This is a genomic window from Gynurincola endophyticus (assembly GCF_003991195.1).
Taxonomy (GTDB): domain Bacteria; phylum Bacteroidota; class Bacteroidia; order Chitinophagales; family Chitinophagaceae; genus Gynurincola; species Gynurincola endophyticus.
Window position 1 is genome coordinate 366,660 of sequence record NZ_RCWL01000003.1, and the last position, 14,800, is coordinate 381,459.

A 14,800-nucleotide genomic window follows, 5' to 3' on the forward strand; every position below is an offset into this window, starting at 1 on the left:
ACAATATGCGAGTAGCGATTTATAGCAGGTTTTTAGAGAATGAACAGCTGGTTGATTTGCAACAGTTGGTAGACGAGTTGTCTGCTGAAAGAGTAGACATGCTGGTGCATGAACCTTTTTTCAAATCGATTCAAGGCGCTGTGCAATGGCCCGAAAGTGTGAAGTTGTTTAGTATTCATTCCGATTTAATTGCAGAAGATATTGATTTTTTAATCAGTTTAGGAGGAGATGGTACGCTTTTGGACACTATTACACTGATTCGCGATAAAGCGATTCCGGTGGTAGGGATCAACTTCGGCCGTTTAGGTTTTTTAGCGTCTATCGGCAGAAATGAACTAAAGGCTGCTGTACAGGCATTGGTGAAACGAAGCATAATGATTGATAAGCGCTCCATGATTCACCTCGATGCAAATATGCCGTTGTTTGGAGATGTTCCTTACGGATTAAATGAATTTGCGATACATAAAACCGATACTTCTCCGATGATTAAGATTCATACTTATCTGAATGGAGAATTTTTGAATACTTATTGGGCCGACGGATTAATTGTATCAACACCTACCGGTTCAACCGGTTATTCTTTGAGTTGTAACGGTCCTGTCGTGTTTCCTGAGTCGTCGAGTTTTGTGATTACGCCCGTAGCTCCGCATAACCTGAATATACGCCCGATTGTAGTACCTGATCATAATATCATTTCTTTTGAAATAGAAGGCAGGGCCGATCAGTTTATCTGTGCACTGGATTCAAGAAAAGAAATCGTTGACAAAAAAGTTCAGTTGGCTGTTCGTAGAGAACAATTTAACATACATTTGGTAAGATTGAATGAAACGAACTTCCTGCAAACACTCAGAAATAAATTATCTTGGGGCTTAGACACCCGTAACTAAAATATTGCAAATCCCGAAAACTAATACCTATCGAAAGAACTGTACTTATTTTATTTATTAACTATCATGATTGAATATGTTTAACAGTCGTATAATCTGTATCGTTCTTATCTTGATGGCCGGTATCTCTTTCGAAGTTAAAGCACAGTATGAAGCCTATCAGCAAGAAGGTGAAATTGGTATTGGTGTGGGTGCAGCCCATTATTTCGGAGATTTAAATACCAGAGGTCGTATTAACCGATTAAAACCTGCTGCTACTATCTTCTTTAGAAAGCAGATCAACAATTATATTGCCGGTAGATTACAGTTCGGGTTTGCCCAGCTGGGTTATTCTGATCAGTATAATACACATAATGAGTATATGCAAAGAAGAAATCTGAGCTTTAACTCAAATGTGTATGAACTGTCTATTCAGGGTGATTTTAACTTCTTTAAGTTCAATCCCGTTGATCCGGGATTGAGGTTTACACCTTATGTAACATTAGGGGTGGGTGCATTTTATTATGATCCCTATGCTTATTATCAGGGAGAAAAATACTTTCTGCGTCCGTTGAATACCGAAGGCCAGGGAACATCCTTGTATCCAGACAGAAAACCCTACAAGAGCATTGCAATGATGATACCTTTCGGAGTAGGGGTGAAATACGCGCTCAACGACCGTTTAAACATCGGTTTTGAGGTAGTACACCGCTTTACCAATACTGATTATCTGGATGATGTAAGTACAACTTATGCCGGACCGGCAGCATTTCCTCCGGTAAACGGCCAGCCTTCTATCGCTTACATTTTACAGGACCGTTCTGGTGATTTAGGTATTCCGATTGGTCTTAAAGATGCTCAAAGAGGATTTTCAAAGCAAAAAGATCAGTACATGATGGCTTTACTTACCTTGTCATTTAATTTCAATTCTTATAATTGCCCTAAATACTAGGGATCTGAATAAAAAACGTTTCATGGGAGAAATCTGTGAAACGTTTTTTTATAGACAAAATCTTTGTTTTGGCAGATTAATGTGTCAAAGTGCAGGAAAAATACGTACATTGTTACCCTTTAAATTCAGACAAAGTCAACAGGGGCTTAAAAATGCTGATGGGATACTCCTCTTGGCTGATAAATTTTTGTACCTTTGACCTCTTCAAATTTGAGGTATGCAGCTTTTGATGGAGCAAATAAACCCCAGCCAATTGCCTAAGCATATTGCTATAATCATGGATGGCAATGGCAGATGGGCGAAAGAAAAAGGTAAAGAACGTTTATACGGACACTTTCATGGTGTAGAGAGTGTACGGGAAATAGTAGAAGGATGTGCCGAATTAGGTGTTTCCTATCTTACGCTATATGCATTTTCTACAGAGAACTGGGATCGTCCGGTTGCTGAGGTGGACGGATTAATGAATCTTCTTTGTGAAACGATCAATAAAGAAACAGCAACATTAAACAAGAATAATATACGATTGACTGTCATCGGTTGTGTAGACCGCTTGCCGGCACATGCCTATGAACAGTTGCAGGAAGCAATTGCCGCTACTTCTAAAAATACCGGGTTAACTTTAGTAATGGCATTAAGTTATAGCGGTAGATGGGATATTCTGCACGCTGTACAAAACATTGCAAGAAAAGTTGCCAACGGCGATTTAAAAGTAGAAGAGTTGGGAGAAGATGTCTTTCAGCAAAACCTTAGTACCAAAGAGATTCCTGATCCTGAACTGATGATCCGTACCAGCGGTGAATTCAGAATCAGTAATTTTTTGTTATATCAGCTGGCTTATACAGAATTGGTTTTTACCCCAGTTTTATGGCCGGACTTTAGAAAACAACATTTATATCAAGCTATTATAGACTTTCAAAGTAGAGAACGACGATTCGGTAAAACCAGTGCTCAGATTGCACCTTCCGATTCCGAATCTTTATAGAAAGTTGGCGAAATGATTACTTTTTAACAAAGCCTTTTAATTATTCAAGTTAAATTGCTCCAGCTTAAACAACCCGGAATGCAGCGCAAGTTCAAATTTTTTATAGTTCAACTGTTTTTGACGATTAATTTTATTGGCTCTGTAAGTGCTCAGAATACAGATACCATACCCTCTAAACCCGATCCGGTGTTAGAGGCAATCAACAACTCATTAAGACCGATTGAATATACCATTGCTGGCGTTACCGTTACCGGTACCTCCAGATATGATGCACAATTGTTGATGTCAATCTCCGGGTTACATGTGGGTTCTGAGATATTACTACCGGGTTCAGATATTATCAGCAAAGCCATTATTAACCTCTGGAATCAAAGATTATTCTCCAATGTAGAGATTTATTATACCAAACTGGAAGGAAAAAATCTTTATCTCGAAATAAGCGTTACCGAACGCCCCGCACTTTCAAAATATGTTTTAAGAGGAGTAAAAAAGACTGACGAAGATGAGTTGAAGCCGAAAATGGGATTAAGGATCGGTGGAGTTGTTACTGAAAACGTAATTATGACTTCTACCGATGCGATCAGAGGCTATTTTAGTGAGAAGGGGTACCAGAATGTGAAAATTAATGTTGACGAAGCACCTGATCCGGCTCTTCCGAATACAGTAATTCTTTATTACAACGTAAACAAAGGCAGCAAAGTGAAAGTAGAAGATGTAAGCTTCTACGGAAATGAAGAAGTTTCTGAATTGAAATTGAAAAAGCGCTTAAAAGGAACGAAAGAATTATCACGACTAACATTATATCCGGAAAACGATACCAGTTACTTTGGGGTTTCCACAAAACCATCGTTTAAGGAATTTATGAAAGATTACGGATTTCTCAGCCCTACCAAAACCAAGGATTTCTTAGATCCGTATTTCAGATTTAAACTATTCAGCTCTGCTAAATTCAACGATAAGAAATTCGAGGAAGATAAAGAAAGCGTTATCCGTTACTACAACTCTATCGGATATCGTGATGCGAACATCATAAAAGATACGCAGTATTTCAATAACAAAGGAAGAATGGAAATTGAAATATTAGTGTCAGAAGGTAACCGTTACTATTTTGGTGACATCGCCTGGAAAGGAAATACAAAATTCAATGACTCTCTGTTAACTGCTCTTCTGGGTATTAAGAAAGGAGACATTTACAATATTGAAACACTTTACAGAAAATTAGGTAAAGAGTTAACTCCGGAAGGAGGTGATATCAGCGGTTACTACATGGATGATGGATACTTATTCTTCCAGGTAGATCCGGTTGAAACGGCAGTCTACAATGATACGATTGACTTTGAAATCAGAATCATTGAGGGGCCGCAGGCTACGATCAAGAATATTAATATCGCCGGAAACGAGAAAACGAAAGATCACGTGGTGAGAAGAGAGCTCAGAACCATTCCGGGTGAGAAATTCAGCCGTACCGATTTGATCCGTACGCAAAGAGAGTTATCTCAATTGGGTTATTTTAACCAGGAAAAAATCGGAATGAATCCGATTCCTGATCAGGAAAGTGGTACTGTGGATATCAACTTTACTTTAGAAGAAAAATCATCCGACCAGTTAGAACTGTCTGCCGGTTGGGGAGGTGGTATCGGTTTAACCGGTACGCTAGGGGTCACTTTCAATAACTTCTCCATTAAAAATCTTTTCAAAAAAGGTTATTGGGATCGTTTACCAACAGGGGATGGTCAGAAACTGAGCCTGCGATTACAGTCAAACGGTAGAGCTTATCAATCATATAACGTTTCATTTACTGAGCCCTGGTTAGGAGGAAAAAGAAGAAACCAGTTTACGATTAGTGCTTATAAGAGCTTGTTCCGTACTGGTGGTCTGGATCAGAACTATCGTTACTATTTCAGTGATACCAATAAGCTGAGTAACTTTGGTGTGGTGGTTTCATTAGGAAAGCAGTTAAGATGGCCTGATGACTTCTTTACATTAGTATACTCATTGAACTTTACTCAATATAAACTTCAAAACTATCCATACTTTACGCAAGCGTTCACTGATGGTACTTCGAACAACCTTAGTATGAAACTGGCGTTAAACAGAAACTCTGCAGGTCCGAACCCGATGTTCCCGACCTCCGGATCAAACTTTATGGCGAGTGTTCAGTTTACTCCACCTTATTCATTGTTTAATAAGGGCATCTCGGATGCAGATAACTTTAAGTTACCTGAATTTCACAAATGGAGAGTAAACGCAGAATGGTTTCTGCCGATCGGCCGTCCGCACGGAGAAGATCGCTCGAAACAGTTTGTGATCCGTGCTGCAGCCAAATATGGTTTCATGGGTAGATACAATAAAAACTTAGATTACTCTCCATTCGAAAGATTCCAGGTGGGGGATGCAGGTTTAGCAAACGGTAACTGGGTGATGGGGTATGATATCATCGCACACAGAGGTTACCCGGTTTATGAAACTTCTGACCCTAAAGTAAACCCTGATCAATCAAATGCCAGACAGTTCTTTACCATATTTAATAAATATTCGTTAGAATTGAGATATCCATTCTCTACGAATCCAAACTCTACTATCTTTGGTATGGTATGGTTCGAGGCCGCGAACGGCTGGTATGATTATAAGTCATACAATCCGTTTAAGTTACGCCGTTCTGCAGGGGTGGGTATGCGTTTCTTCTTACCGATGTTCGGTTTGTTAGGATTTGACTATGGTGTTGGTTTTGATAGACTTACGCCAGGAAATGGCATCAAAAACGCAACCAGGTTCACCTTTATGTTAGGATTTGAACCGGAATAACAGGTGTTCATCTTTAAATTCTTATGTTATGATGAAGAAATTTTTGTTTGCTATCTGTTTTTTAACATTTGTAGGTAGTACCGGATTGTTTGCACAGCGTTATGCTATTATTGATTCTAAATATATTTTAGGAAAACTTCCGGAGTATACGGAAGCAACGGAAAAGTTGAACGCTTTTTCGCAACAGGCTGAAAAAGAAATCGGACAATTGCAGGCAAACCTCGACCGGCTTTATCAGCAATATGATGCGGAAAGAGCATTGCTAAGTCCGACGCTTTTGAAAAAACGTGAAGACGAATTATTTCTAAAGGAAAAAGAAATTAAAGATCTGCAAAGAAAAGTTTTTGGTTACGAAGGTGATTTGTTCAAGAAACGTCAGGAGTTAATTCAGCCGATACAGGATAAATTATATGCGGCGATTCAGAAAATTGCTACTGCTCGTCAGTATGATTTTATATTAGATAAAAGCGAAGGAATAACAATTATTTTTTCCGATCCTAAACTGGATAAAAGCGAAGATATTTTAAAAGAGTTGGGTGTTAAATAAATTACAATTCACTCGGTTTTTCGAAAGTATTTCGTATTATTACTCCATAAACAATCAACCCAATAACCGATTCGTCGGTGGATTTTTTTAAATTATGAAACACATGAAAAAAGTTTTGATTGCACTCTCTATTGTATTCTTAACAGTGAGTGGTTTTGAAGCGAATGCACAAAAAATTGGTTATATCAGCGTAAATGAGGTGATCATGATCATGCCTGAAACCGCTAAAGCACAAGCACAATTAGAAGAATTCAGAAACGCTTTAATTCAAAGCGCTAATGATAAAGAAACAGCTTTTAATGCTTCTGTTGAAAAATTCTTAGCAGACTCTTTAAAAATGACTGAAGCTCAAAAAACTGTAAAACGTCAGGATCTGATGAAGTTGCAACAAGAGTTAAGCCAGGAAGATCAAAGAATGCAAGACCAGTTTCAAAAGAAACAACAGGAAGTAATTGCTCCTATTCAAGCTAAAGCTTTAACTACTATCCAGGCTATTGCTAAAGAAGGTAACTATACTTACGTTCTTGAAAAAGAAGCAATGATTGTTGCTCCTAATGCAGATGACTTGTTGCCTTTAGTTGCTAAAAAATTAAGTGTAACAATTCCTGCTACCATTCAGGTAGGAAAACAATAGTCAAAAAAATATATAAAGTTTCTGAAGCCTTCCACAATGTGGAGGGCTTTTTTTATATTGCAGCATGCGTGCAATAGGTGTTTTTGATTCAGGATATGGTGGATTGACTATCTTAAAGTCTATCACTTCTGTATTACCTTCTTACGATTTTATTTATCTCGGAGATAATGCCCGTGCTCCCTATGGTACAAGGTCGTTCGAAACAGTGTATCAATATACCTGGCAAGCTGTGCAAAAACTTTTCGCTGAAGGATGCCCTTTAGTAATCTTAGCTTGTAATACGGCTTCGGCAAAAGCATTGCGCACCATCCAGCAAAAAAATCTTCCACAACAGTACAGTAACCGTCGTGTGTTAGGAGTAATTCGTCCTACAGCAGAAGTTATCGGAAATATGACACGGTCTAATACCGTAGGTATCATGGCCACTAAAGGAACAGTTGCTTCTGAAAGTTACTTACTCGAAATTGATAAGTTCTATCCGCAAGTAAAAGTGTTGCAGCAGGCCTGTCCTTTATTTGTTCCGCTGATTGAACAGCAGGAACATCTTTCACCCGGAATGGATTACTTCTTAGAAAAATATTCGCATCAACTGATGCAACAGTCTGATCAGATAGACACTGTTTTGCTTGCCTGTACCCATTATCCCCTGATTGAAAACTCGTTAAAGAGCCATTTTCCGGAAAATGTAAAAATTGTATCGCAGGGTGATATCGTGGCAAAAAGTTTGGTAGATTATTTGAAGCGTCATCCGGAAATAGACGAGCAATGTACCAGAAATGGAAAACGACGTTATTTTACAACAGATGATGTAGAAAGTTTTGACGCTGCAGCTTCTTTGTTTTACGGCGAGTCGATACAGGCGGAACACATTCATTTAACTTAATGGAATTATCATGAAAATTTTAAAGTATTTATTTTTACTTTCCATAGGGTTCGCTTCTTGCCAGAAAGAAGAAAGTTTCGAATTACCCGAAGAAAAAGGCGGTTTTTCCATGAAAATCGATGGTACACTTTGGAATGCAGAAAATGCACAGGCTGATTATCGCCAATCTATTCTGAGCATTATCGGAACTACCAACGATGGAAAAAGTATTGTTTTTATGATAAAAGACCCGAAAGTCGGTACTTTTTACTCCAACCCTGAACTGAGCATTGATCCCAGCGTTGCTTTTAACGATCCGACTGCTTATTCCGATGCATCTTTTTTGATCACGCATGAAGAAGGTGATGCAGCTGTTCCTGTACTGGAAATTACCGAGATTGATTTTGAGAAAGGGTTTTTCAGCGCCACTTTTGCTTTTGACCTGCAACTGGTAACGATTAATGGAGGCAACGGAAATGCGGGCGTAAGTATTACCGAAGGAAAAATTACCAAGCTCTATTTTGGCTCAGACAATACTATTCCTGATGTGGAAGAAGGTGCAACAGGTGCTTCAAACTGGTCGTTTGATGGAGTGAACCGTTCAGGAGATGCTGAATTTGAAGTGGTGACTTACCAGGCTTATAAAGCAATTTCTATAACAATGGTGGATGATCAAAGAGCTCAGCAGATTACCATCGGTATCGCTCTTAATAATGCCCAACAACCGCAAAGTTCTTCTGTAATTGCTGTGTCGGGTCCTGATAATCAGGTTTATACAGGTTTTACGGGTGTTTCTGATTTTAGTTTTGATGAAAATGCCAAAAAGTTGAAATTTAAGTTTTCAGCGGATGTAACGGATGCCGGTAACGCAATTACCAAAAGAATCACAGGAGAAGTAAATATTGGCTATTAGGAGGCTGATCGTCAATGTGTTGTGACGATTGTTAAAAAAAATTGCTTTTTTTTGAATCGTTTCCCTACCTTTGCCATCCTTTCACAAACCATCGGGTGTGGTGACCTGTTGGCGAAAATGGAACCAAGACCAGCTTCTCCCTGGTCGTATTTCAAAAGTGAATAAGAGATTAAAATTATGAAACGTACATTTCAACCTCATCGCCGTCGTCGTAAAACAGTACACGGATTTCGTAAACGTATGCAAAGTGCAAACGGTCGTAAAGTTCTAGCTAGCCGCAGAGCAAAAGGCCGTAAAAAGTTGACTGTTTCTGACGAAAGAAAATTAAAATAGTCAATTAAGCATATATCTTATTTTAGCCTTGTATCACTACAAGGCTAATTTTTTTATCAGATGCCTAAGCAGTTTACTCTCAATAAAAAAGAGCGTTTAAAAAAAACGAAACTGATTGAACACCTTTTTCAATCAGGAAAAAAAATTACTGCCTTCCCTTTACGTATGCATTATCTGTTTCCCGAACAGGCCGATGCACCTCTTCAGGCAGCTTTTAGTGCCAGTAAAAAGAACTTTAAGCGATCACACGAAAGAAACCTCATCAAACGGAAATTAAGAGAAGCATATCGCTTACAGAAGTTACCTTTACAAACAGAAATAGCCGGCAAAAATCAACCTTTAATTCTGTTTTTTGTTTATAATGGTAAAGAGAAGCCACCCTATGAACTAATTGCTGCTAAAATGCAGGAGTTATTAAATAAAATGCTTCTTATCGTACAAGCCCATGAAGCGGATACTCCAAATACTTAGTTATCCTTTTTTACTACTCATTCGAATTTATCAGTGGGGAATATCTCCTTTGCTCGGGCCTAAATGCCGTTATACACCCACCTGTTCACAATATGCCTATATAGCACTTAAAAAATATGGTGTGGTAAAAGGATTGTGGCTGGCGGTTAAACGAATAGCCCGTTGCGGCCCCTGGGGTGGACATGGGCATGATCCGGTACCGTGAACATGAAGAGTGAAGAATTGAGAATGAAGAGTTAAGTGTTAAAAATTCTGTAGCAAGAGTAATTACAACAAAAAAGCTGCTTCACTAAAAGTGAAACAGCTCTCAATACCGCAAACGGTAGTAATTATTTTCTTAAACGCTCCAATAACTCATCGAGCGATTTTCTTTTTTGAGGATTCGTATAGAATTTCAGAATATCCGGCGCTTTACCGTCAGATCCTGCTTCGATTTCGTAAGGAACATTTGAAAAAGGTCCGTAAACCTTCGTGTTTTCGTGATCACCTACTCTTTTAATTGCTTTAGGTACGATACTATAAGTTCTTGTTTCATCACTTACATTTTCACCCTTTAATAATTTTTGAGTAGAATCAATCATTCTGTCAACATCATCAGCACCTAGTTTTTTAGGAGTTCCCTCATCGCCAAATGACATTTTGCTACCTACCAGCGTATCTTTCTTGAAATTGATAATGTAATATCCCGGAGCAGTTACGTCAAAACTGATTTTTTCATCACCGATTAATACGTCAATTGAGTTTTTGCCGGCAATGTCAAACTCCTGTTCGTTGTGTTGGTTACTAGGGCTCACTGCAAAAAGAACATCAGCTTTTGTAGCATCAATCTTACCACTTGAAAAAACAACTACCTTTTTAAACTCTTTTGGAGTTTTGTCAGATTCACCGCAAGATGCTAATCCAACAGCAATCATTCCGGCCAGTAATAAATTAGAAAGTTTCATATCATTGATTTTATAAGATGTAAAAAAGATCCCTATACAATTCACATTTTGACAGGGAACTGTATAGGGAAGCTAAGAAAAGAAAAAATATTGACTGATAGAAACAATTCTTATGCTTTTTCGAAACGTTCTGCAACTTTGTTCCAGTTAACAGCGTTCCAGAAAGCACTTAAATATTCCGGTCTTCTATTTTGATATTTTAAATAGTAAGCGTGTTCCCAAACGTCGCAACCTAAAATTGGAGTACCTTTTACTTCGGCAACGTCCATTAATGGGTTATCCTGATTAGGCGTAGACGAAACTTCCAGTTTTCCGTCTTTCACAATTAACCAGGCCCAACCTGAACCAAAACGGGTTGCTCCTGCAGCATTAAATTTCTCTTTAAATGCATCAAATGAACCGAAAGTTGAATTGATTGCATCAGCTAATTTGCCGCTTGGTGTACCACCGGCTTTTGGCGCTAATGATTCCCAGAAGAAAGTATGGTTCCAGTGACCACCACCATTATTTCTTACCGCAGGAGAAATTGCACCTGCATTTTTTACTAATTCTTCTAAGCTCTTATTCTCATTTTCTGTTCCTGCGATAGCTTTATTCAGGTTATCTACATAAGCCTGATGATGTTTTCCGTGGTGAATTTCCATGGTTTTCTCATCAATGTTCGGCTCAAGCGCATTTGTTGCGTATGGTAGAGGTGGTAATGTAAATGCCATAATATTTGATTTTTACGTTTAACAATACTTGTGTATGCTTTTATAATACAAATTTAAGTGCCGGAATGTTTAAAAACAATAGGAGAAGCTTTATTAAATTACTAATAATTTTAATCGGTTATGCTTTTCTGTTATCTTTTTCCGAGGAAGAAGTCTTTCATTAACCGGGCACATTCCTCACTTAAAATTCCGTTGGTAACGGTGGTTTTCGGATGAAAAGGGTGCCGGTCTTCTGTATACTTCCTATGCCCGTTTTTAAGATCGTCAGCTCCCCAGACAATTCGTGCTACCTTACTCCAATGTAAAGCGCCGCAACACATCAAACAAGGTTCTATCGTTACATAGAGCGTACAATTGGTAAGGTACTTGGCTCCCATATAATTGGTAGCAGCCGTGAGTGCAATCATTTCTGCATGTGCAGTCGGATCATTTAACAATTCTACCTGATTATGTCCTCTCCCGATGATCGTTTCGTTTAAAACCACAACTGCTCCAATGGGAATTTCATCGGCCTCAAAAGCCTTTTTTGCCTCATTTATTGCTTGTTGCATGAAGTACTCGTCAGTCATGCATCGAAGATACAAACTTCCTTGTATCTACCCGTAACCGTATCTGCTACAATTTTTATACCCGGCTCAGTGTATTTTAGCTATATTCGGCTTGCAAAAGAAAAAGACTGAACATTTAAAATAGATATTATCTTTAATATATAAACACTTATTATGAATCAAAAGATAGTAGTTTGTGGTGCGGGAACAATGGGGCGAAGTATTGCTCAGCTGGCTGCACAAAATGGCTATTCTGTTGTTCTTTACGATTTGCAGGCCAACGCTGTTCAAACAGCACAATTAATGATAGGTGAGGATCTGGAGAGGTTAGTTGCAAAAGGAAAACTAAACGGGCAGGAAAAAGATCAGATTACATCCCGAATCACTTATACGACAAATACCGCTGATTGTACCGGAGATCTTATAATTGAAGCAGTAGTAGAAATACTTGAAGTCAAAGTTGAGTTATTTCAATGTTTACAGAAACATAACCCACCGTCAACTATTCTGGCAAGTAATACTTCTTCTATCTCCATTGCTTCCATTGCTAATGAACTCGAACACCCTGAAAGGGTGGCCGGGTTACATTTTTTTAATCCTGCTACCATTATGAAATTGGTGGAAGTGGTAAAAACAGAGCATACCTCCCCGCAGGTAACAGACTATTTAATGAACTTTGCCCGCTCTTTACAAAAAACACCGGTTTTATGCAGAGATGCACCGGGCTTTATAGTGAATCACGCTGCACGCCCATATTATCTGGAATCTCTTTATCTGCACAAGAAAGGAGTACCTCTTGAAATGATTGATGAGTTATTGGAACAATCAGGTTTTAAGATGGGGCCTTTCCGGTTATTAGATTTAATTGGTAATGACATCAACTATGCAGTGAGCGATATTGTTTATCAGCAATTAGGAAAACCAAATCGTCTGCAGCCTTCCCTTATTCAAAAAGCAATGGTTGAAAAAGGACATTTGGGAAGAAAAACCGGAAAGGGGTTTTACGATTACAAATAGTCTGTAAAAAGAGGTTACATTACGGTTATGAACTATCTTCGCATAACATCGATTACATAAATATCAGTTTTGACACAGAAAGTTTTAGTTACAGGAGGTACCGGCTTTTTAGGTGCATATATTTTACAGGCATTGGTTGAAAAAGGATATGCCGTAAGAGCTATTCATCGTTCGTCTAATTACCCCGACTTTATTGATGCTTCTATTAACCGGAACGTAGAGTGGGTAGAAGGAGATATATTGGATGTGGTAAGTCTTGAGGATGCAATGAAAGGAATCGATATTGTTGTACATGCAGCAGCCCTGGTTTCTTTTTACAAAAGCGACAAGAAAAAGTTGTTTAAAATCAATGTGGACGGTACTGCCAATGTCGTGAACATGGCTATTGAAAACGGCATCAAAAAAATGTATTATATCAGTTCGGTTGCTGCACTCGGAAGAACCTCTTATGGAGAGAAAGTAACCGAAGAAAAGAAATGGACGAACGCTAAAACAAATACTAATTACGCGATCAGTAAATACTATGCAGAAAGAGAAGTCTGGCGTGGAATGGGTGAAGGCATGGATGTAGTGATTCTGAATCCAAGTACGATTATCGGATACGGTGACTGGAATCATTCAAGCTGCAAAATATTCAAGACTGTTTATGAAGAATTTCCATGGTATACCGAAGGTGTTAATGGTTTTGTATTTGTAGAAGATGTAGCTAAAGTGTTGTTGAAAATAATGCAAACAGATACTAAAAACGAAAGGTTTATTGTTAATGGAGATAACTATACTTTTCAAAACCTGTTTAATGAAATAGCGACGGCCTTCGGAAAAAAGAAACCTACGAAAAAGGCTACCCGACTAATGGGAGTAATAGCGGCGTATGTTGAAAAAGTAAAATCTTTATTTAACAATCGCAAACCTCTTTTGACTCTTGAAACCGCAAAAGTAGCACAGAGTAAAACATATTTTGATAATTCGAAAATATTAAAAGTATTACCAGACTTTCGTTTTACGCCGTTACAAAATGCTATTGCAATATCGGCTAAAAAATACCTGCAAAACCTGAAGTAAAAATGCTTCATTAACTTATTAAAAGAGAATCCCCGCTGCTTACTCAAGGTTTAACTTTTGAATAAACAGCGGGGATTTTTATTTCATGAAATGAGCTGTTAAAGTTTGTCTTTCAGCTTTTCCCAGATTTCAGGAATTCGTTTTATCCATACAAGTTCTTTCTTTTTTGAAAGTGCATCTTCAGCAGGATAGCCAAAATAGGTTTTGTTGCCTGCAAGAGAGGATGGTACGCCGCTTTGCGCCAACACCACAGCGTTTTCACCGATGGTTAAAGTTTTAGACACGCCAACCTGGCCCCATAAAACAACACCGTCTTCCAGCGTTGTAGCCCCTGCTATTCCTACCTGTGCGGCAATTAAACAGTTCTTGCCAATAACCGTATCGTGACCAATATGAACCATATTATCGAATTTAGAACCACGTCCGATCACCGTGTTATGAGTTACGCCACGATCGATGGTGCAACCCGCACCGATCTCAACATCATCTTCAATAATCACACCTCCGCATGATTCCATGCGTTTATACCAGACCGACCTGTTCTTTTTGGTATTATAATAGAAAGCGTCAGAGCCGATTATACTGCCTGCCTGAATCACTACATTATCACCTATGGTTACATGATCCATGATGGTAACGTTTGGGTGAATACGACAATTTTTCCCGATTACAACATTCTTTCCGATATACACGTTCGGGGCAATATAAGATCCCTGGCCTACTACTAAGGTTGAACTCACTGGTTCCTTGGTTTCGGTAAAAGGTCTGAAGTGTTGAACAATTTTTAAATAAGCTTCAAACGGTTGATCAACAATAAACAATGTTTTATCGGGAGGGAAGGAGGTTGATTGGTTGATAATGATAAAGTCAGCATCAGATTGAATACATTTATCATAATATTTGGGATGATCTACGAATACCAGATCACCCTTTTCTACTTTATGAATTTCATTAATGCCGGTTATTAAATCAGACTTATTACCTTCAATTGTTGCACCTAAAAAATCAGCCATCCAATCGACGGTGACAGGTTGTTCAAATTTCATAAATGTATATTTTATTCACGTTCGTGCTAAGCAAAGGTAACGTTTTGTACCTCAGAAAGAGTGGTAAGAAAATGTTAGAATCGATTGTTTTTGAATATACTTTTA

The 14,800-nt window shown here is 38.4% G+C and carries 17 protein-coding genes; 13 read left to right on the forward strand and 4 right to left on the reverse strand.

Annotation, left to right across the window (positions count from 1 at the left end; genetic code table 11):
- Positions 1-5 precede the first annotated feature (5 nt).
- The 11 genes from D9O48_RS08200 to yidD all read left to right on the forward strand — a co-directional run bounded on the left by D9O48_RS08200 (position 6) and on the right by yidD (position 9,570).
- Positions 6-887, forward strand: coding sequence for an NAD kinase (locus D9O48_RS08200; protein ID WP_126972464.1), 882 nt, complete (start codon positions 6-8; stop codon positions 885-887).
- 76 nt (positions 888-963) lie between these two features.
- The gene (gene porG, locus D9O48_RS08205; RefSeq protein WP_126972465.1) at positions 964-1,818 is read left to right on the forward strand and encodes a type IX secretion system protein PorG; all 855 of its coding nucleotides are present in this window, start codon (positions 964-966) and stop codon (positions 1,816-1,818) included.
- Positions 1,819-2,047: 229 nt separating this feature from the next.
- Entirely contained in the window at positions 2,048-2,800 is a 753-nt protein-coding gene (locus D9O48_RS08210; protein ID WP_262707382.1) for an isoprenyl transferase, read from the forward strand.
- 78 nt (positions 2,801-2,878) lie between these two features.
- Complete coding sequence (locus tag D9O48_RS08215; RefSeq protein ID WP_126972467.1) at positions 2,879-5,605, forward strand: BamA/OMP85 family outer membrane protein; 2,727 nt, start codon at positions 2,879-2,881, stop codon at positions 5,603-5,605.
- A 28-nt stretch (positions 5,606-5,633) separates the two neighbouring features.
- A complete protein-coding gene (locus D9O48_RS08220; RefSeq protein WP_233589215.1) occupies positions 5,634-6,152 on the forward strand; it encodes an OmpH family outer membrane protein in 519 nt (172 codons plus the stop codon).
- A 103-nt stretch (positions 6,153-6,255) separates the two neighbouring features.
- On the forward strand, positions 6,256-6,786 hold the full coding sequence (locus D9O48_RS08225) for an OmpH family outer membrane protein (RefSeq protein WP_158624846.1): 531 nt from the start codon (positions 6,256-6,258) through the stop codon (positions 6,784-6,786).
- Between the two features lie 64 nt (positions 6,787-6,850).
- Positions 6,851-7,669 carry a glutamate racemase gene (gene murI, locus D9O48_RS08230; RefSeq protein ID WP_126972469.1) on the forward strand — a complete coding sequence of 273 codons (819 nt, stop codon included), beginning with the start codon at positions 6,851-6,853 and terminating at the stop codon, positions 7,667-7,669.
- A gap of 10 nt (positions 7,670-7,679) precedes the next feature.
- On the forward strand, positions 7,680-8,561 hold the full coding sequence (locus tag D9O48_RS08235; RefSeq protein WP_126972470.1) for a DUF6252 family protein: 882 nt from the start codon (positions 7,680-7,682) through the stop codon (positions 8,559-8,561).
- 177 nt (positions 8,562-8,738) lie between these two features.
- Positions 8,739-8,894: a 50S ribosomal protein L34 gene (rpmH, locus tag D9O48_RS08240; protein ID WP_126972471.1), complete on the forward strand. Its 156-nt coding sequence runs from the start codon at positions 8,739-8,741 to the stop codon at positions 8,892-8,894.
- A gap of 60 nt (positions 8,895-8,954) precedes the next feature.
- Entirely contained in the window at positions 8,955-9,365 is a 411-nt protein-coding gene (gene rnpA, locus D9O48_RS08245; RefSeq protein ID WP_126972472.1) for a ribonuclease P protein component, read from the forward strand.
- Entirely contained in the window at positions 9,340-9,570 is a 231-nt protein-coding gene (yidD, locus tag D9O48_RS08250) for a membrane protein insertion efficiency factor YidD (protein ID WP_199750533.1), read from the forward strand. Before rnpA ends, yidD begins: the two co-directional genes overlap by 26 nt.
- 124 nt (positions 9,571-9,694) lie before the next feature.
- On the opposite strand, the gene D9O48_RS08255 is transcribed toward yidD, so the two are convergent.
- From D9O48_RS08255 to D9O48_RS08265, 3 genes are all read right to left on the reverse strand, one after another.
- A complete protein-coding gene (locus D9O48_RS08255; RefSeq protein WP_126972473.1) occupies positions 9,695-10,309 on the reverse strand; it encodes a hypothetical protein in 615 nt (204 codons plus the stop codon).
- Positions 10,310-10,419: 110 nt separating this feature from the next.
- Entirely contained in the window at positions 10,420-11,022 is a 603-nt protein-coding gene (locus D9O48_RS08260) for a superoxide dismutase (RefSeq protein ID WP_126972474.1), read from the reverse strand.
- Positions 11,023-11,153: 131 nt separating this feature from the next.
- Entirely contained in the window at positions 11,154-11,591 is a 438-nt protein-coding gene (locus D9O48_RS08265; protein ID WP_126972475.1) for a nucleoside deaminase, read from the reverse strand.
- A gap of 153 nt (positions 11,592-11,744) precedes the next feature.
- Between D9O48_RS08265 and D9O48_RS08270 the strand changes: the two genes are divergently transcribed.
- Both D9O48_RS08270 and D9O48_RS08275 read left to right on the forward strand, forming a co-directional pair.
- Positions 11,745-12,587, forward strand: coding sequence for a 3-hydroxyacyl-CoA dehydrogenase family protein (locus D9O48_RS08270; RefSeq protein WP_126972476.1), 843 nt, complete (start codon positions 11,745-11,747; stop codon positions 12,585-12,587).
- 69 nt (positions 12,588-12,656) lie between these two features.
- Positions 12,657-13,649 carry an SDR family NAD(P)-dependent oxidoreductase gene (locus D9O48_RS08275; protein ID WP_126972477.1) on the forward strand — a complete coding sequence of 331 codons (993 nt, stop codon included), beginning with the start codon at positions 12,657-12,659 and terminating at the stop codon, positions 13,647-13,649.
- A gap of 98 nt (positions 13,650-13,747) precedes the next feature.
- On the opposite strand, the gene D9O48_RS08280 is transcribed toward D9O48_RS08275, so the two are convergent.
- A complete protein-coding gene (locus D9O48_RS08280) occupies positions 13,748-14,695 on the reverse strand; it encodes a UDP-3-O-(3-hydroxymyristoyl)glucosamine N-acyltransferase (RefSeq protein ID WP_126972478.1) in 948 nt (315 codons plus the stop codon).
- Positions 14,696-14,800: the final 105 nt, after the last annotated feature.

Excerpts from the sequence above, each read along its gene's own strand:
- D9O48_RS08200 (WP_126972464.1), top strand. The coding sequence starts at position 6 with ATGCGAGTAGCGATTTATAGCAGGTTTTTAGAGAATGAACAGCTGGTT.
- porG (WP_126972465.1), top strand. The coding sequence starts at position 964 with ATGTTTAACAGTCGTATAATCTGTATCGTTCTTATCTTGATGGCCGGT.
- D9O48_RS08210 (WP_262707382.1), top strand. The coding sequence starts at position 2,048 with ATGGAGCAAATAAACCCCAGCCAATTGCCTAAGCATATTGCTATAATC.
- D9O48_RS08215 (WP_126972467.1), top strand. The coding sequence starts at position 2,879 with ATGCAGCGCAAGTTCAAATTTTTTATAGTTCAACTGTTTTTGACGATT.
- D9O48_RS08220 (WP_233589215.1), top strand. The coding sequence starts at position 5,634 with ATGATGAAGAAATTTTTGTTTGCTATCTGTTTTTTAACATTTGTAGGT.
- D9O48_RS08225 (WP_158624846.1), top strand. The coding sequence starts at position 6,256 with ATGAAAAAAGTTTTGATTGCACTCTCTATTGTATTCTTAACAGTGAGT.
- murI (WP_126972469.1), top strand. The coding sequence starts at position 6,851 with ATGCGTGCAATAGGTGTTTTTGATTCAGGATATGGTGGATTGACTATC.
- D9O48_RS08235 (WP_126972470.1), top strand. The coding sequence starts at position 7,680 with ATGAAAATTTTAAAGTATTTATTTTTACTTTCCATAGGGTTCGCTTCT.
- rpmH (WP_126972471.1), top strand. The coding sequence starts at position 8,739 with ATGAAACGTACATTTCAACCTCATCGCCGTCGTCGTAAAACAGTACAC.
- rnpA (WP_126972472.1), top strand. The coding sequence starts at position 8,955 with ATGCCTAAGCAGTTTACTCTCAATAAAAAAGAGCGTTTAAAAAAAACG.
- yidD (WP_199750533.1), top strand. The coding sequence starts at position 9,340 with ATGAAGCGGATACTCCAAATACTTAGTTATCCTTTTTTACTACTCATT.
- D9O48_RS08255 (WP_126972473.1), bottom strand. The coding sequence starts at position 10,309 with ATGAAACTTTCTAATTTATTACTGGCCGGAATGATTGCTGTTGGATTA.
- D9O48_RS08260 (WP_126972474.1), bottom strand. The coding sequence starts at position 11,022 with ATGGCATTTACATTACCACCTCTACCATACGCAACAAATGCGCTTGAG.
- D9O48_RS08265 (WP_126972475.1), bottom strand. The coding sequence starts at position 11,591 with ATGACTGACGAGTACTTCATGCAACAAGCAATAAATGAGGCAAAAAAG.
- D9O48_RS08270 (WP_126972476.1), top strand. The coding sequence starts at position 11,745 with ATGAATCAAAAGATAGTAGTTTGTGGTGCGGGAACAATGGGGCGAAGT.
- D9O48_RS08280 (WP_126972478.1), bottom strand. The coding sequence starts at position 14,695 with ATGAAATTTGAACAACCTGTCACCGTCGATTGGATGGCTGATTTTTTA.